This window comes from Streptomyces sp. NPDC034086 (assembly GCF_055575515.1).
Genome location: NZ_JBVISM010000001.1, coordinates 505,955 through 526,431, shown reverse-complemented (window position 1 = coordinate 526,431; position 20,477 = coordinate 505,955). Strand labels below are relative to the sequence as shown.

Sequence of the window (20,477 nt, the reverse complement as noted above, 5' to 3'; positions counted from 1 at the left end):
CGGCGGACGGCCCGCGCGGCGGACGGTGGCGGGTGGCCGACGGCATGCGCGCGGCGGCCGGTGGCTACGCGGCTGCCCCGGAACATCGGTTCGGCGGCGGTTAATGGTTTGCCGCCTGCCGGTCCGGCCGGATAGGAAGCTCGCATGCTCAGAGGCGGCAAGGTCGGGCTGAGGGCCCGGCACGAGGATGACATCCCGGTCCTGCGGGCCGAGCTCTACGACGACGTGGTCAACTCCTCGCGGGCCGAGAGCGGGCCGTGGCGGCCGATCACGCCCGGCTCGAAGGATCCGCGGCTCGTGGTGGACGACACGAGGGAGGGAAGCGTCCAGTTCTCCGTGGTGGAGCTGGAAGGCGGCACCCTGGCCGGCACCGCGACGCTGTGGGGCATCGACGACCACAGCCGGTCCGCGCACATCGGGCTCGGGCTGCTTCCGTCCTGCCGGGGCAAGGGCTACGGGACCGACGTGGTCGCGGTGCTGTGCCACTACGGCTTCGTCGTGCGCGGCCTGCACCGGCTGCAGATCGAGACGCTGTCGGACAATGCCGCGATGCTGCGGTCCGCCGAGCGCAACGGTTTCGTACGCGAGGGCGTGCTGCGCTCCTCGGCCTGGGTGCTGGGCGAGTTCCTGGACGAGGTGTTGCTCGGGCTCCTCGTCCACGAATGGAAGCAGCACGCGCGGGGCTAGGCCGGCGGGGCGCGGCGGGACCCTTCCCCGTGTCCCCTCGGGTCATGCGGGTGGCGGGGACGACGCGGTCGCGGCGCGCTGTCGCAGGCGCTGTTTGTCGGGCTTGCCCCGGTCGGTCAGCGGGATCTCCCGTTCCCAGAACACGGCGGTCGGCCGGTGCGCCGGGGCGAACTCCCGCTCGACCAGATCACAGGCCTCGGCCGCGGACGTCCCGCTCGGCTCATGGCCGGGGACCGGGACCAGGAAGGCGCACAGCTCCTCGCCGGTGACCGGGCTGGGCCGTCCGACCACCACCGCCTGCGCCACGGCGGGGTGCCGTACGAGGGAGGCTTCGACGGGCAGGCAGTAGATGTTGGCCCCGTTGACGATGACGATGTCCTTGACCCGGTCGTCCAGGTAGAGGTACCCGCCCTCGCCGACGTGCCCGACGTCCCCGGTGCGCAGCCACCCGTCGCGCAGGACTTCGGCCGTCAGGTCAGGCTGGTTCCAGTAGCCGGCCATCACCGTTTCCGAGCGGACCCATACCTCTCCCTCGTGTCCGGCGGGCAGTACCTCGCCCCGCTCGTGCCGCACCTGGATCTCCACCCCGGACGCGGGCCGGCCCACCGACGCCAGCAGCTCCGGGCGACCGGCCACCGCCGCGTCGTGGTCGGCGGGCGTGAGCCGGCAGATCACGCCCGCCTCGTTCATCCCGTAGCCCTGCCGCCACTTCACGCCCCATCGGGTCACCGCCTCGCCCAGACGCGCGGGGAGGACGGGTGACGCTCCGTACGAGACCGCCTCGAGTCCCGGAATCCCCTGGGCGGTCGCCGGGTCGTCCAGCAGCCGGTAGAGCATGGGCGGCGTCAGGTACGTGGACACGCGTCCCAGGCGCCGGCAGGCGGCCGCGAACTCCCGCGGCCCGAAGGGATCGAGGATCTCCACCCGGCCGCCGGTCCGGAGCTGCTCCAGGCACCGCCCGCCGGAGCGCTGGGCGAGGGTGGTGACCGAGAGGTACACCGACTCGGTCCACCGGGCCCCGCGGCCGCCGTCCCGCGCGGCCAGCGCGCCGAAGGTCGAGGCCACACCCTTCGGTCGGCCCGTGGTCCCGCCGGTGTACATCACCCGGGCGAGGTCCTCCTCCCTCGCGCGTACCGGCACTTCGGCGGCCTGCCGTTCGGCCGCCACAGCGAGCAGCCGGTCCAGGCGGAGCCGCGACGCGCCGGTCTCCGGCACCGGCACGTCGTGCACCACCAGGGCCGGCCGGCAGTCCCGGAGGATGAAGTCCACGCCGTGCACGGCCGGACCGCCCACGACCTGGGTGAGCCGCGCGCCCAGGACGTGCGCCGCGAGCCGCACCAGGAGGGCCTCCGGCCGGTTGCCGCCCGTCACGCAGGCCAGCCCCGCGCCCCGCCGGACGCCGGCCTCGTCCAACGCCCCGGCCAGCCGGTACACCGCGTCCAGCACTTCGGAGAACCGCAGGACGGCCGACCCCGCCCCGGCCCCGATCGCGGGCCGGTCCCCGTACCGCTCCAACGCCCCGATCAGCTCGGTGACATACCTGGCGCCCATGCGCACTCCCGCCTCGCGATTCGCGTCACCGGCGATCCCGTGCGCCGGCGTCAGGAGGGTATGAGGGGCCCGAGGGTCCGGTCGAGTCCGTCGGCCAGCATGGCGAAGGCACGGTCGGCTTCGGCGACGGCGGCCGGGTAGGCCTCGTCCGCGCTCTGGCCCGCCGAGAGCCGCTGCCAGTTCTCCCGGCCCAGCTCCTGTCGGACGGTCACCAGGTGCCGGGCGGCCAGCCGCGCGCTGAACGGGGCGATCGATTCGGCTTCCAGGACCGCCGCGAGCAGTTCCACCTCGCGCGCCGTGTAGTGGGCGAGCCGGGTCTCGAGGCTGGCGGTCGAGTACAGCAGTTCCTGGAACGCGAGGACGTTCGGGTGGTCGCAGAGGCCGGTGATCGGGTCCCGTTCGGCGAGGGCGCTCAGGAAGTGCTCGCGGACCGCCCGGACCGGGCTCAGGCCGGCCGGACGGTCGCGCACGATGCGCGCCGCCTCGTCCTGATGGTCGGCGAACCGGTCGAGCACCAGGTCCTCCTTGCTCGGAAAGTACCGGAACAGGGTGGGTTTGGAGACCTCTGCCGCGGCGGCGACGTCGGCCACGGACACGGCGTCGAAGCCGCGCTCGAGGAAGAGCTCGAGCGCGGTGGCCGCCAGCTGGTTCTTCGTCCGCAGTTTCTTGCTCTCGCGCAGCCCCGTGGGCGCACCGGTCGTCTTTTCCATGCCTCCAGCGTGGCACGAAAAAACAACCAGGTCAATTTCGTAACCGGGTTGCATTTCTGCCCCGGTCGCGCTTTCCTTGAGTCATCGGCCCCTGCGGGCACCGAAGGACGAGAGGACATCGCGATGACCGCCGTACTGATCGTGGGCTCCGGCCCCACCGGGCTCACCCTTGCCTGCGATCTGACCCGTCGGGGCATCCCGGTCCGCGTGCTCGACCAGCGGCCCGGCCCGCACCGCGAATCCCGCGGCAAGGTCCTCAGCCCGGAAAGCCTCGAGGTCTTCGCCGGACTCGGCCTCGGCGAGCGGATGTCCGCGGCGGGCGTCCGGGGGCTGGTGCTGCGCAAGTACTTCGACGGCGCGTACGTGAACGACAGCCCCTCCGGAGGCGGACTCTTCATCGGCCAGTGGCAGATCGAGGGGATCCTGCGCGAGCACCTCTCGGCCCTCGGCGTCCGCGTCGAGTACGACGCCCGGGTCACCGGGATCGACCAGGACGCGGAGGGGCTCACCGCACGACTGGCGGACGGCCGCTCGGTCCGCGCCGGGTACCTCGCCGGATGCGACGGCGGGCACAGCACGACCCGCAAGCTCCTCGGCATCCCCTTCGAAGGGACCACGGACGAGGTCCAGCTGATGGTGATCGGAGACGTGGAGGCCCCGGGCCTGAGCCGCGACCGCTGGCACCAGTGGTTCACCTCGGACGGCGGGGCCATGATGCTCTGTCCGATAGCGGGGACCCCGTCGTTCCAGCTCCAGGCCTCCCCGGAGTTCGACGAGGACGGCACGCCGGCGCCGCCGTCACTGGAGGGCTTCCAGCGGCTCTTCGACCGGCACGCCCGGATGGAGGGCATACGGCTGGCCCGGGCGACCTGGCTCTCCACCTGGCGGGTCAACGTGCGCATGGCCACCCGGCTGCGCGAGGGCCGGGCCTTCCTCGCCGGAGACGCCGCCCATGTCCACTCGGTGGCCGGCGGGCTCGGAATGAACACCGGCATCCAGGACGCGGTGGCTCTCGGCCGGACCCTGGGCGCGGCCCTCACCGGGGAAGCCGGGACACAGGTGCTCGACGTGTACGAAGCCGAGCGGCTGCCCGCGGCCGCGCGGCTGCTGGCGGACGCCTCCGAGCGACACCGGCGGGTCGTGGCCGCGGTCCGCGAGCCCGGCCGGGGAACGGAGGCCGGCATGGGCTGATCCGGGCGGGCCCTCCCCACCCGGCCGCCCCGGCGCGGCGCCGGCTCCCGCCCGGCAAGGCCATCCCGGCACGCGGCCCCGGCTCATGGCCCGCCTGGCCGTCCCGGCCTATGGCACCGGCTCGGGGCCGGCTGGTCCCGCCGGACCGGGCGCGGGACCCGGGGTCGGGCACCGGATCCACCGTCCCGGGGCCCTGCCGTTCGGGCGGCGGACCATGGCGGACGCAGCTCCGGACGACTGCAACCCCGGCCGGGTGCAACCCCGGCCGGGTGCACCGGGTGCGGGGTCCGCCGGGCGCAGCCCCGGCCGCGCCCGGCGGACCCGGCTGGACCGGAGGGCCCGGCGGGCCCGGCGACATCCCCCGGCCGGGAGGTCCGGGACGGGCCCGGCCTGGAGGTCCGGGACGGGCGGGGGCCCGGATCAGGGGGTGGGGACGGCGTCCGAGAGGGTGAGGGCGTGGATCCGGTCCGGGGCTCCGGGGCGGGCGTAGTACCAGCCCTGGGCGGTGTCGCAGCCGAGGGCACGGAGCTGGGCCGCCTGGACGCCGGTCTCCACGCCCTCCACCGTGACCGCCAGTTCGAGGCTGTGGGCCAGGGCGACGATGCCCTCCACGATCTTGACGTCGACGGGGTTGGCCGGCTGCTGCTGCATCCCCTGCGTGAAGGAGCGGTCCAGTTTCAGGACGCTGACCGGGAGGCGGCGCAGATTGGCCAGGTTCGAGTAGCCGGTGCCGAAGTCGTCGAGGGCGATGTCAACGCCGAGCGCGGCGAGCCGGCGCAGCGGCTCGAGGAGTTCGTCGTCGGCGCCGATCAGCGCCGATTCGGTGACCTCCAGGCACAGGGCGCCCGGAGCCAGCCCGAAGGTCTCCAGCACGCGGACGGTGTCGGCGACCAGACCGGGATGGTGGAGCTGGGTGGGCGAGAGGTTGACGTTGACGCGCAGGGCGGCCCCGCCGTGCTGGCGCTGCCAGTTGCGGGCCTGGCGGACGGACTCCTCCAGCACCCAGCGGCCGAGCGGCACGATCAGCCCGGTCCGTTCGGCGAGCGGGATGAAACGGTCCGGGCCGAGTACCCCGTACTGGGGGTGTGACCAGCGCACCAGCGCCTCCGCGCCGTGGACGCTGCCGTCGTGCATGTGCACCAGGGGCTGGTACTCGATGAAGAACTCGCCGCGTTCCAGCGCCGCCGGCAGGGCGTTGGTCAGGCCGTGCCGGGTGATGGCCCGGGCGTCCGCCTCCGCATCGGCGAACTCGAAGCGGTTGCCGCCGGCCGCCTTGGCCCGGTACATGGTGATGTCCGCGCTGCGCAGCACCTCCGCCGGGGTGCGCTCCCCCGCGCGGCCCTCGACGATGCCGATGCTGCCGCGCACCGACAGTTCCCGGCCCTCCAGCCGGATGGGGGTGGACAGCGCCGACAGGATGCGCACCGCCAGGTCGGTCACCTTGTCGCCGGGTTCCTCGTCCGTGCCGGCGGCGGGGCCCGTGGTGAGGGCGACGAACTCGTCGCCGCCGAGGCGGGCCACGACCTCGCCGGGGCCGGTGGCGCAGCTCTGCAGCCGGTCGGCGACCTCCACCAGCAGCCGGTCCCCCGCCGAGTGGCCGAGGCTGTCGTTGACCGCCTTGAAGCCGTCGAGGTCCAGGTAGCACAGACCGAAGCGGCTGCCGGGCGGCCCTCCGAGCGCCTTCTCCAGCCGCTCGAAGAAGAGCGTCCGGTTGGGCAGCCCGGTGAGGGCGTCGTGGGTGGCCTCGTAGCGCAGCCGGAGGTTGAGGAGCCGGCGTTCGGTGGTGTCCTCCATCAGGGCCAGCTGGTACTGGGGCACGCCGTCGGCGTCGCGCAGCAGGGACACCGTCAGGTTGGTCCACAGCACGGTGCCGTCGTGCCGGTAGTAGGGCTTCTCGACGCGGTAGTGCTCGCGTTCCCCGCGTACGAGTTCCCCGTACATCCGCCAGACGTGCGGGGTGTCGTCCGGGTGGCCCCATTCGCTGACGTTCCGGCTGCGAACGTGGCCCTCCAGGCCGCCGAACATCTTCAGCAGGGCGTCGTTGACCTCGAGGACGTTGCCCTCCAGGTCGGCGATGCCGATGCCGACGGCCGCTCCCTCGAAGACCGCCCGGAAGCGTTCCTCGCTGGCGTGCAGGGCCTGCTGGGCGTCGCTGCGGGCCGTCAGCGCGGAACGGGCGATGGCTTCCTGCTCGCGCAGGGTGCGCTCGCGCAGGGCGCGGGCGAAGCCGGCGGCGATGCCGTGCTGGAGCCGGGCGCAGCGGGACCGGTACTCCTCGGTGCTGTCGGCGCCGGCGCCGTCGGGGCCGCAGTAGAGCACCAGGTAGGACTCGACCACCCCGAGGGTGCCGGCGAGCGCCTCCGGGTCGGTGCAGTGCACGGCGACGAGCTCGGCGCCCACGCGCTGGGCGACGGAGGCGTCGAAGGGACGGGCGTGCAGGGCCTCGGTCAGGGTCCGGGCGAGCGGCACGAGGTGCTGTTCGAACTCGGGGCGGGTCAGGGACGTGGCGGTGACGGGGAAGATGGCCCGGCCCCAGATGGTGGCGAAGCGGGCGATGCGGTCCTCCAGCCCGCTGTGCGGCTCGCGCAGCGGCGCCCGGCCCTCCTGCGGGCCGGCCGGCCGGGCGGCGTCCGCGGGACGGCCCTGCGCGGACCCCTGCCGCCCTGCGGACGCCGCTCCGCCGGGCCCGGGGCCGGCCGGACCGGGGGCGAGCGGGCCGGGGCCGGCCGGGCCGGGGCTGACGGGTGCACGGCCGGCGGGGCGGGGGCCGGCGGGCGGCGGCGTCGGAGCGGGGAGTCTCACGCCTTGCGTCCCACGCCGCCGTAGCCCGAGAACGCGTACGGGTCCTCGGGCTCCTCGCCGTCCTCGAGCGGCCCGATGCGTTCGGGGCGCCAGTCGGGCATGGACACCAGGCCGGGATCCAGCAGCTCGAACCCGTCGAAGAAGCCGCTGATCTGCTCGTGGCTGCGCATGACCAGCGGGTTGCGGATGTCCCGGTAGACGCCGACGGCTCCGCCCGCGACCTCCTCGGTGAGCGGGATGCCCTCGTAGGAGGCGTGGGTCAGGATCAGCAGGCTGCCCGGGGCGAGCGCGTCGCGCAGTTCGGCGACGGAGTCGTACGGCTGGTCGGTGTCCTCCAGGAAGTGCAGGACGGCGACGAGCAGCAGGGCGACGGGCCGTTCGAGGTCCAGCAGTCGGCCCACCTCGGGCGAGCCGAGGATGTCCTGCGGCTTGCGCAGGTCGGCGGGGACGACGCCGGTGCGGTCGTCCCCGGCCAGGACGGCGCGGCTGTGGGCGACGGCCACCGGGTCGTGGTCCACGTAGACCACGCGGGCCTCGGGGCTGGCGGCGCGGGCGATCTCGTGGACGTTGCCGAAGGTCGGGATGCCGGAGCCGATGTCGAGGAACTGGGTGATGCCCTCGGCCACGGCGTGGCGGACGGCGCGGCGCATGAACGCCCGGTTGGCCTGCATGATCTTGGGCAGGCCCGGCATGAACTCCATGGCGCGGCGGGCGGCCCGCCGGTCGACCTCGAAATTGTGGGAGCCGCCCAGGTAGTAATCGTAGATGCGGGACACACTGGGCACCGATATGTCGATGCCCGGCGGGGCCCAGGCGGGGCGTTCCATCAGGGTCTCCAAGCCTCGTCGTGCCATGGTCGGGCGGGTCCGTCCGGGGGTGGGACGGTGGTCGGACTGCTGTCCGAGCCGAATGTACTGATCATTTCCCAACAGGGCGAGCAAAAGCGGAAATTGGCGGTCCGTTCTTGGTCACACACCAAAGGCACGTGCGGCCCCCGCCACCGGCGAAGAAGAAACCGACAAATACCATTTGAGATTTCGACTGCGAACGATCAGAAGCGATCGGAATCTGGCTCAAACCTCTACGCTCCATGCTCCACTCGATCAGGCGAACCGCCTCCGCCCCTCGCGTGCGCGGGCGCGCGCGGGCCCATGCTCCCCCAGTGAACAGAGCCTGTGCCAGACGCCTGCTGACGGTCCCGGTCCTGCTGTGGGCGGCGCTCTCCGCCACGCCGGCCGTGGCCGATAGCTGTGCCTACGCGACGATCGGCGCCGCGGACGGCGGCCCCGCCGTCGAGCTGTACGCCTTCGCGGGCAGCGGCGGTGCCGGGGCCGGCCGGGGTGGCGGACATCACGGCGGTCACGGCCACGGCCACGCCTGCGGCCACCGCGGCGAGGGCCATGCGGGCACGCACCACTGCCCGCCCCCGCCCCCGCCCTGCCCGCCCAAGCCGACCCCCACGCCGCCGCCCCCGCCGCCGCCCACTCCGCCCCCGAAGCCGCCACCGCCAAAGCCCACCCCTCCGCCACCGCCGCCCGAGCCGGCCCCCACGCCGCCACCGCCGCCCGAGCCGGCCCCCACGCCGCCCGCGCCGCCCGCGCCGGCCCCCACGCCGCCCGCGCCGCCCGCGCCCGCTCCGAAGCCGCCGCCGGCACCCAAGCCGCCGCCACCACCGCCACCGCCGCCGCCGGTGCGCGCCCTACCCGCCCCGCCACCGCCGAAGCCCGCGCCCGAGCCGCCGGCACCGCCGCCGGCGACGACTCCGGCCCCCACACCCCGGCCGGTGGCCCGTCCCGCGTACCACACCCGCGCCCGCAAGCCGGTGGAGCACCACATCTCACCGGTCACCTTCACCCTCATGACCGCCGCCCCGGCCGTGCTCGCGATCGTCGCGCTGCGCCCGCGTTAGACCGCGCACCGCCCAGCCGCTCACTGGCCCGCTCGCCCACCGCTCACCGCTCACCGCCCACCGCCCACCGATTGGGAGTCGTCTTGTCGGAATGGCTCGTCCTGTCCCTCGCGATGGCCGCGGCCTGCGCCGTGGTGCTGTCCATCGCCTTCTTCAACCACCGCAGGATCGGCGAGGACGACGATCCGAACGAAACCCCGGACGTCATCGAGTACATGACGATGATGATCGGGGTGATCTACGCGATCGTCCTGGGCCTGGCCATCGCGGGCGTCTGGGAGGCCCGCGGAGCCGCCCAGGAGTACGTGCGCCAGGAATCCCAGGCCCTCCACGAGATCAGCGCCCGCTCCCAGGTCTACCCGGCCGAGGTGCGCGCGAAGATCCGCTCCGACGTCGACGCGTACGTGACCTACGTCGTCGAGACGGAATGGCGGAAGATGGCCGACAGCGGCGTCATCACCGAGCGCAGCGGGGAGCTGCTGGAGACGATCCGCAGGGACGTCACCGACTACGAGCCGCGCACCGACCACGAGGGGCAGGCGTACCAGCCGCTGGTCGACCAGGTCGCGCTCGTGGACGACGCCCGCAACTCGCGCGGCCAGAGCGCCGGCGCCACCATGCCCGGCGTGGTCTGGTTCGGGCTGATCGCCGGTGCCCTGGTGACGGTGGGTCTCATCTTCACCCTGCAGATCCGCCGTTCCTTCCGCGAGCTGCTGCTGGCCGGCCTGTTCAGCGCGCTGATCGCCTTCCTGCTCTTCCTCATCTGGGACTTCGACGCGCCCTTCGGGCGCGGGATCTCCGCCACCGCCGAGCCCTTCCTCGCCCAGTTCCCGCACCTGGGACTCGAACACTGACGCGCCCCCCGCTCCCGCGAAACCGGGAGCGGGCTCCCGTCGCCGGTTCGGCCCAGGGCCGTGCCCCATTCGCCCGTTCCTGATCGCGGGCCACCGGACCGGCGCCTAGCGTGGCGGACATCGAGGTGCACGACCCCCCACGTGCGGAAACGCTGCGCGACTGCTCCTCGGGGATCCGGAGGACCCACCATGGGTGCGATACGCGGCTCCGCCACCGTCCTGCTCAGCGCCGGCGCCTTCCTCGCGCTCGGCGCGTTCGGCATGCCCGCCGCGGTGGCGGCCGAGGCCGCGCCGGTCACCTCCTTCGGCTTCGCCGTCGCTCCCTCCACGGTCGCCCCCGGCGGCCAGGTGGTGCTCTCCGTCACCGGCTGCGAGGCCGCGTACGCCACCGCCTCGTCCGGCGTCTTCGACACCGTGAGCATCGCGCGCGGGCAGACCGCCCGGGTCACCGTGGACCGCGACGCCCGGCGCGGAGCCCTGTACTCCGTCACCTTCACCTGCAACGGGGAGAACGGCTCCGCCGACCTCACCATCGCCGGCGGTACCACGACGCCCACCACCAGCTCCACCACCGGCGTCCGGCCCACCCCCACCGCGGGCACCACCACCGGTGTCCGCCCGCGCACCACCACCCCCACCCCGGTGCGCACCACCCGCACCCCCGTCCGCACCGCCCCGGCCGCACGGATTGCGCCCACCGCGCGCGGCTCCGCCGAGACCTCCCGCAGCGCCGCGGCCACCCTCGGGGTGCGGGGCGGTCTCGGCGGCAGCGTGGCCGGGACGGACGTCGTGGAACTGGGGGCGGGGGCCGCGCTGTTCCTGGCCGCCGCGGGCGGAACGGCGTACGTCCTGCGCCGGCGCCGGCCGGCCCGCGGCCACTGAGCCCGCACCGCGCCCCTCCCCGCAAGCGCCACCGCCCCGCCGCCCGCGGAACCGCCGGTCGCCCCGGGTCGCTGACCCGGGGCGGCCCGTTGGCCGCGGCTCGCGGGCGCGTCAGCCCCGGGAGCCGACCGGACGGCGGCGGCGGATCACGTGCGCGCCCGCGCCGATCGCCGCGATGCCGACGAGCCCGGCGCCGATGGCCGTCTCGGCGGTGGACGGGCCGATGGACCCGCCGAGGCCGCCCTGCGCCCCGTTGCCCGGCAGGATCGTGAACCGGTGCGTGGCGACCAGGCTGTTGTCGTGGCACTTGACCGACAGCGTGTGGTTGCCGGGCGAGGCGTGGTTGAAGATGCGGACGGTCGCGAAGCCGATGGAGCCGGCCGACAGGTTGGTCTGCGGAAAGTTGCCGTTCGACCAGACCGTGCCGCCGTGGCCGCAGCCCGCGGCGCTGACCTGCATCGAGGAGCCCTGGTGCACGGAGTACGGGTTGACGGTGACGTTGCTGGGCCCGTTGCCGCCGCCCTGCGGCGGGTTCGCGCCGGCGAACGGGGCACTGAGACCGATCGCGGCGCAGGCGCCGGCGGTCACGGTGAGAGCGCGCAGAACACGCATGGTGGAACCTCCAGCGGGAAGCGCCCCGGAGCGGTGGCCCGGGCAGATCGACGAGAACGCCTCCCATCACGAACCCTCGGGGCACGGCGCAACCAGCGCATTTCCGTCTTTGGGCCGCCCGGTTGAGCGACACGCCGGAGCGCATGAAGATCATCTGACGGATCCGCAGGTCATGAGCCGTCAGTCATTTATGTGACGAATACCTGGATGGACGCACCCCGACCGGACGCACCACCCGTTCGTCCCTTCCCCGATCGCCGTCCCGGGCGTGCACCCTTAGCGTGCGTGAAGAAGGGCGTACCGGGGAGGGACTGGAACGCGGGTCGGGACCCCCGCGTCGGGAAGGGAGAGCCATGACCGAGGACGAGTACGAGCAGCGGCCGAGGAGACGCTCCCCCTGGGGAGTGCTCGCGCTGGTCATGCTCAGCGGCCTCGCCATGATCAGGAACGGGGCGAACGCCGAGGGCGGGCCGCCGCAGCCCGCCGCCGCGGCGGCGGTCGCCGCGCGCGCGGACCACCTGCCGGCCGCGGCGCCCACTCCGCCGGCGGACGTGGAGGTGCTGGAGCACTCGTCGGTCCAGCGCGTCCGCATTCCCACGATCAACGTGGACGCGCCGGTGATGACGGTCGGGCTGGACGCGCAGGGCTACATCGACGCCCCGCCGCCCCAGGACCGCAACCTGGCGGGCTGGTACCTCAACGGCATCTCGCCGGGCCAGCAGGGCTCCGCGGTGATCGTGGGCCACGTGGACAACGCGCAGGGCCCGGCGGTCTTCTACGGGCTCGGTTCGCTCAGGCACGGCAGCCGCATCGAGGTGGAGCGCTACGACGGGCGGACCGCCGTCTTCGAGGTGTACGGGGTGGAGGTGTTCTCCAAGGAGGCCTTCCCCGGCTCGCGGGTGTACGGGGACACCGGCCATCCGGAGCTGCGCGTGATCACCTGCGGGGGCAGCTACTCCAAGGCCAAGGGCTACGACGGCAACGTGGTCGTCTTCGCCCGGATGGTGGCGGCCCGCTGACGGAACGATTCACCAGCACCAACACCGGCGCCCCGCGGCCCCGCGCTCCGCGGGGCCGCGGGGCCGCGGACCGCCGGGGCCGCGGCGCGTCCGGCCCTCAGCGGGTCGGCAGCGTCATCCGGTAGCCGCGTCCGAGCAGTTGCGGCAGGTACGCCTCCAGCGCCCGGACGGTCTGCGATCGGTCGCCGCCGGCGTCGTGGTTCAGGACGATCACCCCCGGCGCCGCGCCCGAGAGCACCCTGGAGATGATGGTGGCGCTCCCCGGCTCCTTCCAGTCGAGGGTGTCCAGGGTCCAGGCGAAGGGCTCCATGCCGAGCTCGGCGCCGATCTCGAAGGCGGCCCGGTTCCACGCCCCGTACGGCGCCCGGAACCACAGCGGGGCCTGCCCCACGGCCTGCTGGACGACCTCGCTGGTGCGCCCGATCTCGGCTTCGAGGGCGGACCGGCCGAGCGTGGGGATGAGCGGGTGCGTCCAGGTGTGGTTGCCGATGACGTGCCCCTCGGCGGCCATCCTGCGCAGCAGGTCACGGTTCTCGGCGGCCATCTCCCCGCAGACGAAGAACATCGCGCGGACCCCGTACCGGGCGAGGGTGTCGAGGACGGCCGGGGTGTAGCGGGGGTCGGGGCCGTCGTCGAAGGTGAGCACCATGGCGGTGCCCCCGCTCGCGTCGGCCGGCAGCTCCAGGATGGGCCGGGTCCGCACGGCGGGCCTGGCGACGGAGGGCCGGGCGGGGGCCTCGGCGGTCATGGGCCGCAGCCGGTACGACTTGTCCGGGGGCCCTTCGGGGCGCAGCCCGGGTGCTCCGGGCGCGGGTGCGCCGGGGGCCGGCCCGCCCGGGGCGCCGGCCGTGGCCCCGCCCCCGGGGCCGTCCTCGCCGGCACTGAGCAGTCCGGAGGCGGCGGCGATTCCGAGGAAGACGGCGGTGCGCAGGAGCACGCGTCGTCCCACTGTCGGCTCGTCATTTTTCATTATTACTACGTATCAACGACGTCGCGGAAGATGTCGAGAGGCGCGGACGCGCCCCGCTGCCGTCACCCCCTCGGACCAGCAGCCCCGCTGGTCAGCCCTGCCGGACCAGGGGGAACGGCAGCGTCTCGCGGATCGTCAGCCCCGTGAGGAACATGACGAGCCGGTCGACGCCGATGCCCAGCCCGCCGGTGGGCGGCATCGCGTACTCCAGGGCGTCGAGGAAGTCGTTGTCGAGTTCCATCGCCTCCGGGTCGCCGCCCGCCGCCAGCAGCGACTGGGCGGTCAGCCGGCGGCGCTGTTCGACGGGGTCGGTCAGCTCCGAGTAGGCGGTGCCCAGTTCGGTGCCGAAGGCCACCAGGTCCCAGCGCTCGGCCAGCCGGGGGTCCTTGCGGTGCTGCCGGGTCAGCGGGGACACCTCGGTCGGGAAGTCCTTGTAGAAGGTGGGCAGTTGGGTCCGCTCCTCCACCAGCCGCTCGTACATCTCCAGCACCACGGCGCCCCGGGTGTCCCCGGGTGCGTGCGGTACGCGCGCCCGGTCGCACAGGGCGCGCAGCACGTGTTCCTCCGTGTCGGCGTCGACCTCCTCGCCGAGCGCCTCGCTGATGGCCCCGTACATCGTCTTGACCGGCCAGGGCCCGGAGATGTCGTGGACGGCGAGCGCGCCGTCCGGGCCGGCCCTGTGGGCGACCGGCGAGCCGAAGGCGGCCGTCGCCGCGCCCTGGATCAGCTCCCGGGTGAGGTCGAGCATCACGTCGTAGTCGGCGAAGGCCTGGTAGGCCTCGAGCATCGTGAACTCGGGGTTGTGCTTGTGGGAGACGCCCTCGTTGCGGAAGGTGCGGCCCATCTCGAAGACCTTCTCCATGCCGCCCACGCACAGCCGTTTGAGGTACAGCTCGGGCGCGATGCGCAGGTAGAGGCCGAGGTCGTAGGCGTTGATGTGGGTGCGGAACGGCCGGGCGTTGGCCCCGCCGTGGATCTGCTGGAGCATCGGCGTCTCGACCTCCAGGTAGCCGCGCTCCAGCAGCCCCTGGCGCAGGGCCTGCACCGCGCTGGAGCGGGCCCGTACGACGTCCCGCGCGGCGGGGCTGGCGACCAGGTCGAGGTAGCGGCGCCGCACCCGGGCCTCCGGGTCGGCCAGGCCCTTGCGCTTGTCGGGGAGGGGGCGCAGGCACTTGCCGGTGAGCTGCCAGGCGCCGACCACCACGGAGGGCTCCCCGCTGCGGCTCGCGCCGACCTCGCCGGTGGCCACCACGTGGTCGCCGAAGTCGACCTGGGAGGTGAAGGCGTCCAGCACGTCGGGGCCGGACTCGTCACGGGTGAACATCAGCTGGGCGTCGCCGGTCCAGTCGCGCAGCACGGCGAAGACGACGCCTCCGAGGTCCCGTACGACCATCACCCGCCCGGCGAGGGTGACCCGCTCGCCGGTGCGGCCGCCGGGGGTCCGGCCCGGGTGCGCGGCCCTCAGCGCGGCGGCCGTGTGGGTGCGCTGCGGGATCCCGACCGGGTAGGGGTCGGTTCCGGCGGCCCGGATCCGGTCCAGCTTGGCGTGGCGCACCCGGACCTGCTCGGGCAGCCGTTCCGCCGGGGCCCGTTCGCCGTCCTGCCCCACGGGGCCGAGGCCCAGGGAGTCGATGGAGGGCAGTCCGGCGGTGTTGGCGGGGGCGGTGAGCCCCTTGGCGTGGCCGTTGCCCCACAGTTTGCGCATGCTCGGTACGGAGACGAAGCCCTCGGCGATGCCCGAGGCGAGGCTGACCCGGGCGAGCGAGCCGGCGTCCTGGTAGCAGAGGAACCTCGGGTACCACTCGGGGCCGTACTTGACGTTGGAGCGGTACAGGGCCTCCAGCTGCCACCAGCGGGAGAAGAACAGCAGCAGCCGGCGCCACAGCTTCAGCACCGGTCCCGCACCGATCCGCCCGCCCTCCTCGAAGGCGGCGCGGAACACGGCGAAGTTGAGGGAGATCCGGCGCACGCCGAGGCCGGGGGCGGCCGCGCACAGCTCGGCCACCATGAACTCCATGACCCCGTTGGGGGCGGAGCGGTCGCGGCGCATCAGATCGAGGGAGATGCCGTCCCCGCCCCAGGGGACGAAGGACAGCAGGGCGATCAGCTCGCCGTCGGCGTCGAGGGCCTCGACCAGCAGGCAGTCTCCGTCCGCGGGGTCGCCGAGCCGGTCCAGGGCCATGGAGAAGCCGCGCTCGGTCTCGGTGTCCCGCCAGTGGTCGGCCCGGTCGACGATGGTCCGCATCTCCTCCTCGGTGAGGGCCGAGTGGCGGCGGATCACGGTGGTGGCACCGGTCCGCCGGACGCGGTTGACGGCCTGCCGGGTGACCCGCATGTCACGGCCGTCGAGGTCGAAGCGGGCCACGTGCAGGATCGCCTCGTCGCCGAGCTGGAGGGCGCTCAGTCCGGAGCGGGCGTACGCGGTCGCCCCGTCCTCGGAAGCGCCCATCACGGCCGGCTGCCAGCCGTAGCGGCGGGCCACGGCCAGCCAGGCGTCGATGGCGGGGGTCCAGGCGCCGGGGTCGCCGACCGGGTCCCCGCTGGCCAGGCAGACGCCGGCCTCGACGCGGTAGGTGACGGCGGCCTTGCCGTTCGGGGCGAACACGACGGCCTTGTCGCGCCGGGTGGCGAAGTAGCCGAGCGAGTCGGCCCGTCCGTACGCGCCCAGGAGGGCCCGGATCCGGAGCTCCTCGTCCCCGTGCAGGGCGGCGGTGAGCCGCTGGGAGCGGAACAGGGTCGAGGCCGCGTTCAGCAGGGCGAGGGCGCCGAAGAGGCCGAGCAGGAAGGACAGCGGGCGGGCCGGGCGGCCGTCGAACTGCCGGTCGGAGAAGAGTCCGCCGAAGACCTGCTTGGCGGCCCAGTCCAGCCACTGGCCCTTCGGCAGGGTCCCGGGGAACAGTGCGACGAGGGCCCAGCCGAGGAGAACGGCACCGAGCAGCCCGAGACCGAGCACGAGCATGGCCCGCCAGACGGCGCCGGGGCGCGAGGCCGCGGAGAACTCACCGCGGGCGGCCACCAGGACGCCGAGCGCGGCCACCGCCAGCACCATCGAGGGACCGCCGACCCAGAAGTCCCCGTCGGCGATGATCAGCAGGTCGACCAGGACCAGCAGCGCCAGGTAGGTGACGACGATCCACCAGGCGATCTTCTTGCGGGTGCCGAGGGCGGCGGCGAGGAGGAAGAGGAAGACGGCGTACGCGAGGTTCGCGCTGACCGGAACCACGAAGTCGTCGAGGAAGCGGACCACGGGCCGCAGGAGCCTGCGCAGCGTCGGGGACAGCGCCAGCAGCGCGCACACCAGCCCGAGCGACCCGAAGAACGCCCCGAAGGCGTCCGGGACCCGGTGCGGGAAGCGGTCGCGGGTCCCGCGGGTCTCCTCCGGCGTGGCACTCATGCTTGGCACTGTAGGGAGGGCCGCGCCCGTCCGCGCGCCGAGACCGATAGCCTCGGGAGGGTGACGGACCACGTGGAGACGGGATTCGAGCGCGGCACGGACGGGCCGAAGGTGATCCTCGCCGGGATCGACGGTTCGGAGTCCTCGCTCCGGGCGGCGGCCTACGCAGCGGGGCTGGCCCGGCGGCAGAACGCGCTGCTGGCCCTGGTGTACGTCCAGCCGCTGAGGGCGGCCGGGGCCTCCCTCGGCGCTCCGGTGGCGGGCACGGCGGGGGAGATCGCCGGAGAGATCGCCGAGGGCATCGTCGCCGAGGTCCGCGCCGCGGCGGAGCGGCTGAAGGGCGTCTTCGAGGTGCGCTGGCAGTTCCACACCTTCCGCGGCGACCCGTACGCCGGCCTGGTGAGCGCCGCGGAGGAACTGCGGGCGGACGCGGTGGTGGTCGGCGCGTCCGAACGGGCCGGTCACCGCCTCGTGGGCTCGGTCGCGGTCCGTCTGGTCAAGGCGGGCCGCTGGCCGGTGACGGTGGTCCCGTGAGGCCCTCCGACGGCGGGTGCCGTAGCCCTGCCCGTGGCGGGGCTACCGGGCCCGTCGCAGGCCGTCCTCGGCGGCGCCGCGGCTGAGTACGGCCTCCGTGACGGCCTCGTCGGCGCTCTCGTACTCCTCGTCGCCGGGGTCGGCGGCGAGGGCGGCGGGCAGGTTGACGACCCTGCCCCGGGACAGGTCCATCATCTGCGGGACGAACTCGGCCCTCACCACCCGCCAGCGCTGCCCCGGGGCGGCGGGCGGGGCGAAGGTGAAGCGGGCGAGGGAGCCGTAGTTGCCGCGCATGTCGCGCGCGCCGGAGTGGTTGAACATCTCGCCGGCGACCTGGTCGCCCATGCCGTAGACGATCCAGGTCCCGTTGACCTTCTCGTAGGCCTGCGGGACGTGCGCGTGCGTGCCCAGGATCATGTCGATGTCCGGGCGGCCGCCGCTGTGCGAGGCGGTGAGCGCCTTCCCCAGGGAGAGCTGGGTGCCGTCGGGTTCCGTCTGCCATTCGGTGCCCCAGTGGAGGCTGACCAGCACCACGTCCGCGCCGGCTTTCCGGGCGGCGCGCGCGTCCGCGATGACCTCGTCCTGGCGCATCAGGCCGACCGCCCAGGGCCGGCCGTCCGGCAGGGGGTAGCCGTTGGTGCCGTAGGTGTACGCGAGGTGCGCGACCTTCGCCGAGCCCGCCCGGTAGAGCGTGGTCCGCGCCGCCTCGGCGGCGGTGCGGGCGGAGCCGGCGTGGCCGAGGCCGACCTGGTCGAAACGGTCGAGGGTCCGTGCGATCCCCTCGGCGCCGTCGTCGAGGGTGTGGTTGGAGGCCGTGGAGCAGCCGTCGTACCCGGCGTCCTTGAGGGCGTCGGCGACGGTGGGCGGGGAGACGAAGGCCGGGTAGCCGCTGAAGGGGCCGCCGTCCTCGCCGTAGATGGTCTCCATGTGGCACAGGGCGAGGTCGGCGGCCGAGACCACCGGCTTGACCCCGGAGAACATGGGGCGGAAGTCGTGGCCGTCACCGCCCGCGTCGGCCGCCGCCCGGTCGATGACCGAGGTGTGCGGCAGTACGTCACCGCTGGCGACCAGGGTGAACCCCTTCGCGGCGGGGGCCGTGGCGGCGGCACTCGGCCCGAGGCGGGCCGGGGCCCGGTCCCCCGCGGCGGAGCAGCCGGCCGCCGACGCCGGGAGCAGGAGGGCCGACAGCAGGGCGAGGGCCTGCGGGGTGCGCTTGGTCATCTGTCCCAGCTCCCTTTTATAGGACTGTCGGATCAACCGAAATCCATAGGAGAAGGGGTCGCAAGTCAAGGAACGGCGCCGTCCGCGGACTTCCTGACCCCCCGACGGCCCATCGCCGTTCGCCGCGCCGTTCGACCGTTCGTCGCCCGGCGCGGCCGCCCACCGGACGACCCGGGGCCTTGGGCGCAACGCTCCCGCCGGACGGTTCCCGGGCGGCTCCGTGCAGGTGAGGGTGAGTGGGACGCCACAGCCCGGCACGCGGCCCGGCCCACGGCCGGTCCACCCCCGCGGCCCGCAGCCCCGGGCCCACGGCCCGGCGGACGGCCCGGCCCGCCCGCGCGCCCGGCACCCCAGCGGACCCCGGACCCGGAAGGAGCACTCGTGTCGCCCTCCCCCACCCTCCAGCGCACGGAACCCGAGGCGCTCGCCGCACTCCAGCGCGACCACGGGCGGGCCCTGTTCGGCTTCCTGCTCGGCCTGACCGCCGGGGACGCACAGCGCGCCGAGGACCTCGTCCAGGAGACCCTGGTACGCGTCTGGCAGCACCCGGAGGTGCTGGCGACCGGGCACAACTCCATGCGACCCTGGCTGTTCACGGTGGCCCGGCGGCTCGCCATCGACGCCCGCCGGGCGCGGCTGTCGCGGCCGCAGGAGGTCGACCCCGACGGACTGGAGCAGGCCCCCGCCCCCGAGGACGCGGTGGCCGGCTCGGTCACCGCGATCGACGTGCGGCGGGCGGTGGGCAGCCTGGGGCCCGAGCACCGGGCCGTGCTGATGCAGGTCTACTTCCGGGACCGCTCGGTGGCCGAGGCGGCGGCGGAGCTCGGCATCCCCGCCGGAACGGTCAAGTCGCGTACCCACTACGCCCTGCGCGCCCTGAGGAAGGGGCTCCCGGGATACGGACTCGGGGCCTGACCGGTCCCCCGCGCCGGCGTCCCGTCGCAGGACCCTGGAGAAACACTCAGGGAACGCCCTCGACGGGCACGATCCGGACATGGAGCGCACCGATATGGGCACCAGTCCGTGCAAGTTGAGTAAACATCCCCCGTCGCGCGAGCCGTCCGGTGAAGGCTCGGGGATGACGGCGGCAGGCTCGACACGCGGGAGAGGGTGGAACGGTGCAGCCCGAGGGTACGAACGGCACCAGTGACGGCGGACTGGCTGTGCCCATGGCGTGGCTCTACGCGGAGTACATCGCCGACGAACTGCTGCGCACCGGCCGGCTGATCCCGGCGAGCACGCTGGAGTTCCGGGCCGGACGCGACACGCTCGCGCTGACGATCTACCTCTCGGACGCGGCCGGCGAGCTCTCCGGCATCCGGGTGGTCTCGCAGCTCGACGAGTGGCTCTCCCTGACCGCGTACGGGCACCCCTGGCGCGACTGGGTCCACACCCGGTTCCTCGCCCTGGGCGAGGAGGCCCGCGAACGCGGCCGCGGCGAGGACCCGGACCTCGAACTGGCCCGGGCGGCATGGCGCTGGCTGGACCGCACGGAGCTCTTCGCCACCAACCTCGACCCGGCCCGGCCCGGCCCGGACACCCCCTCGGCCCTGGACGAGAACGCCCGCGTGTGGACCCCCGCCTGGCAGCTCGGCCTGCCGCTGGGACACCTCGCCATGCACCTGTTCTAGGCCGCCTCTTCCGGATCCTGCCGGCCAGGCAGGATCCGGAAGAGACGGCCGGGGCGTCGGAGTCCCGCCCCGGCCCGCGAGGGCCGGCCGCGCCGCGGCGGCCGCTCAGGCGGACTCGGCCGGGTCCGTCACCAGGCCCGTGAAGTCGGCCTCGTTGCGCTCGGCCCGGCCCACGTACCAGCGGGCGATCAGCCACATCACCGGGTACGCCACCAGCCCGAGGACCACCCAGACCAGCGGGCCCCCGACCGCCCGGGGCAGCAGGAAGCCCAGCGGCAGCAGCCCGAGCACCAGGGCGAGCACGGCCAGGGCGCCCAGTCCGGCGCGCAGCTGGCTGCGCATCAGGGCCCGTACGTAGGTCGCGCCGAGGCTGGTCTGCTCGGAGATCTCCGAGCGGGCGGGGGTGTGCGCGGCCGGGCGGCGGCGGGCGCCGCGCGGAACGCCGGTCACGATCTCCCGCCGCGGCGGCTGCTGCTGCTGCTCGGCCATGGTGCCGGAGTCTACGCAGCG

18 protein-coding genes are annotated in these 20,477 nt (G+C 74.2%); 9 read left to right on the top strand and 9 right to left on the bottom strand.

Annotation, left to right across the window (positions count from 1 at the left end):
* The first annotated feature begins 144 nt into the window (after positions 1–144).
* A complete protein-coding gene (locus ACZ514_RS02390; protein ID WP_468163002.1) occupies positions 145–687 on the top strand; it encodes a GNAT family N-acetyltransferase in 543 nt (180 codons plus the stop codon).
* A gap of 42 nt (positions 688–729) precedes the next feature.
* Here ACZ514_RS02390 and ACZ514_RS02385 read toward each other — a convergent pair whose 3' ends face one another.
* Together ACZ514_RS02385 and ACZ514_RS02380 are read right to left on the bottom strand one after the other, a co-directional pair.
* Positions 730–2,238: a class I adenylate-forming enzyme family protein gene (locus ACZ514_RS02385; RefSeq protein WP_469123871.1), complete on the bottom strand. Its 1,509-nt coding sequence runs from the start codon at positions 2,236–2,238 to the stop codon at positions 730–732.
* Positions 2,239–2,288: 50 nt separating this feature from the next.
* Entirely contained in the window at positions 2,289–2,948 is a 660-nt protein-coding gene (locus ACZ514_RS02380) for a TetR/AcrR family transcriptional regulator (protein WP_468695156.1), read from the bottom strand.
* Positions 2,949–3,071: 123 nt separating this feature from the next.
* Between ACZ514_RS02380 and ACZ514_RS02375 the strand changes: the two genes are divergently transcribed.
* Entirely contained in the window at positions 3,072–4,139 is a 1,068-nt protein-coding gene (locus ACZ514_RS02375; protein WP_469123870.1) for an FAD-dependent monooxygenase, read from the top strand.
* A gap of 420 nt (positions 4,140–4,559) precedes the next feature.
* Here the strand turns inward: ACZ514_RS02375 and ACZ514_RS02370 are convergent, their stop codons facing one another.
* The gene (locus ACZ514_RS02370) at positions 4,560–6,728 is read right to left on the bottom strand and encodes a putative bifunctional diguanylate cyclase/phosphodiesterase (RefSeq protein ID WP_469124182.1); all 2,169 of its coding nucleotides are present in this window, start codon (positions 6,726–6,728) and stop codon (positions 4,560–4,562) included.
* A gap of 209 nt (positions 6,729–6,937) precedes the next feature.
* On the bottom strand, positions 6,938–7,768 hold the full coding sequence (locus ACZ514_RS02365) for an SAM-dependent methyltransferase (protein WP_469123869.1): 831 nt from the start codon (positions 7,766–7,768) through the stop codon (positions 6,938–6,940).
* Between the two features lie 956 nt (positions 7,769–8,724).
* On the opposite strand from ACZ514_RS02365, the gene ACZ514_RS02360 reads away from it, so the two are divergent.
* From ACZ514_RS02360 to ACZ514_RS02350, 3 genes are all read left to right on the top strand, one after another.
* Positions 8,725–8,850, top strand: a complete 126-nt coding sequence (locus tag ACZ514_RS02360) for a hypothetical protein (protein WP_468163012.1) — start codon at positions 8,725–8,727, stop codon at positions 8,848–8,850.
* 83 nt (positions 8,851–8,933) lie between these two features.
* Positions 8,934–9,704, top strand: coding sequence for a bestrophin-like domain (locus ACZ514_RS02355; protein WP_468695160.1), 771 nt, complete (start codon positions 8,934–8,936; stop codon positions 9,702–9,704).
* Between the two features lie 189 nt (positions 9,705–9,893).
* Complete coding sequence (locus ACZ514_RS02350; RefSeq protein WP_468163016.1) at positions 9,894–10,586, top strand: hypothetical protein; 693 nt, start codon at positions 9,894–9,896, stop codon at positions 10,584–10,586.
* Between the two features lie 111 nt (positions 10,587–10,697).
* Here the strand turns inward: ACZ514_RS02350 and ACZ514_RS02345 are convergent, their stop codons facing one another.
* Positions 10,698–11,198: a hypothetical protein gene (locus tag ACZ514_RS02345; RefSeq protein ID WP_468163018.1), complete on the bottom strand. Its 501-nt coding sequence runs from the start codon at positions 11,196–11,198 to the stop codon at positions 10,698–10,700.
* Between the two features lie 353 nt (positions 11,199–11,551).
* Between ACZ514_RS02345 and ACZ514_RS02340 the strand changes: the two genes are divergently transcribed.
* Positions 11,552–12,217, top strand: coding sequence for a class F sortase (locus ACZ514_RS02340; protein WP_468163020.1), 666 nt, complete (start codon positions 11,552–11,554; stop codon positions 12,215–12,217).
* Positions 12,218–12,314: 97 nt separating this feature from the next.
* Here the strand turns inward: ACZ514_RS02340 and ACZ514_RS02335 are convergent, their stop codons facing one another.
* Both ACZ514_RS02335 and lysX read right to left on the bottom strand, forming a co-directional pair.
* On the bottom strand, positions 12,315–13,187 hold the full coding sequence (locus ACZ514_RS02335; protein WP_469123868.1) for a polysaccharide deacetylase family protein: 873 nt from the start codon (positions 13,185–13,187) through the stop codon (positions 12,315–12,317).
* A gap of 91 nt (positions 13,188–13,278) precedes the next feature.
* Entirely contained in the window at positions 13,279–16,581 is a 3,303-nt protein-coding gene (gene lysX / locus ACZ514_RS02330) for a bifunctional lysylphosphatidylglycerol synthetase/lysine--tRNA ligase LysX (RefSeq protein ID WP_469123867.1), read from the bottom strand.
* A 60-nt stretch (positions 16,582–16,641) separates the two neighbouring features.
* Between lysX and ACZ514_RS02325 the strand changes: the two genes are divergently transcribed.
* The gene (locus tag ACZ514_RS02325) at positions 16,642–17,115 is read left to right on the top strand and encodes a universal stress protein (protein WP_468163026.1); all 474 of its coding nucleotides are present in this window, start codon (positions 16,642–16,644) and stop codon (positions 17,113–17,115) included.
* A gap of 42 nt (positions 17,116–17,157) precedes the next feature.
* On the opposite strand, the gene ACZ514_RS02320 is transcribed toward ACZ514_RS02325, so the two are convergent.
* Positions 17,158–18,336, bottom strand: coding sequence for a CapA family protein (locus ACZ514_RS02320; protein ID WP_469123866.1), 1,179 nt, complete (start codon positions 18,334–18,336; stop codon positions 17,158–17,160).
* 381 nt (positions 18,337–18,717) lie between these two features.
* Here ACZ514_RS02320 and ACZ514_RS02315 point away from each other — a divergent pair, with 381 nt between their 5' ends.
* Positions 18,718–19,251, top strand: a complete 534-nt coding sequence (locus tag ACZ514_RS02315; protein ID WP_469123865.1) for a sigma-70 family RNA polymerase sigma factor — start codon at positions 18,718–18,720, stop codon at positions 19,249–19,251.
* 254 nt (positions 19,252–19,505) lie between these two features.
* Positions 19,506–19,967, top strand: a complete 462-nt coding sequence (locus ACZ514_RS02310; RefSeq protein WP_468163345.1) for a hypothetical protein — start codon at positions 19,506–19,508, stop codon at positions 19,965–19,967.
* 105 nt (positions 19,968–20,072) lie between these two features.
* Here the strand turns inward: ACZ514_RS02310 and ACZ514_RS02305 are convergent, their stop codons facing one another.
* Positions 20,073–20,456, bottom strand: a complete 384-nt coding sequence (locus ACZ514_RS02305; protein ID WP_469123864.1) for a hypothetical protein — start codon at positions 20,454–20,456, stop codon at positions 20,073–20,075.
* Positions 20,457–20,477: the final 21 nt, after the last annotated feature.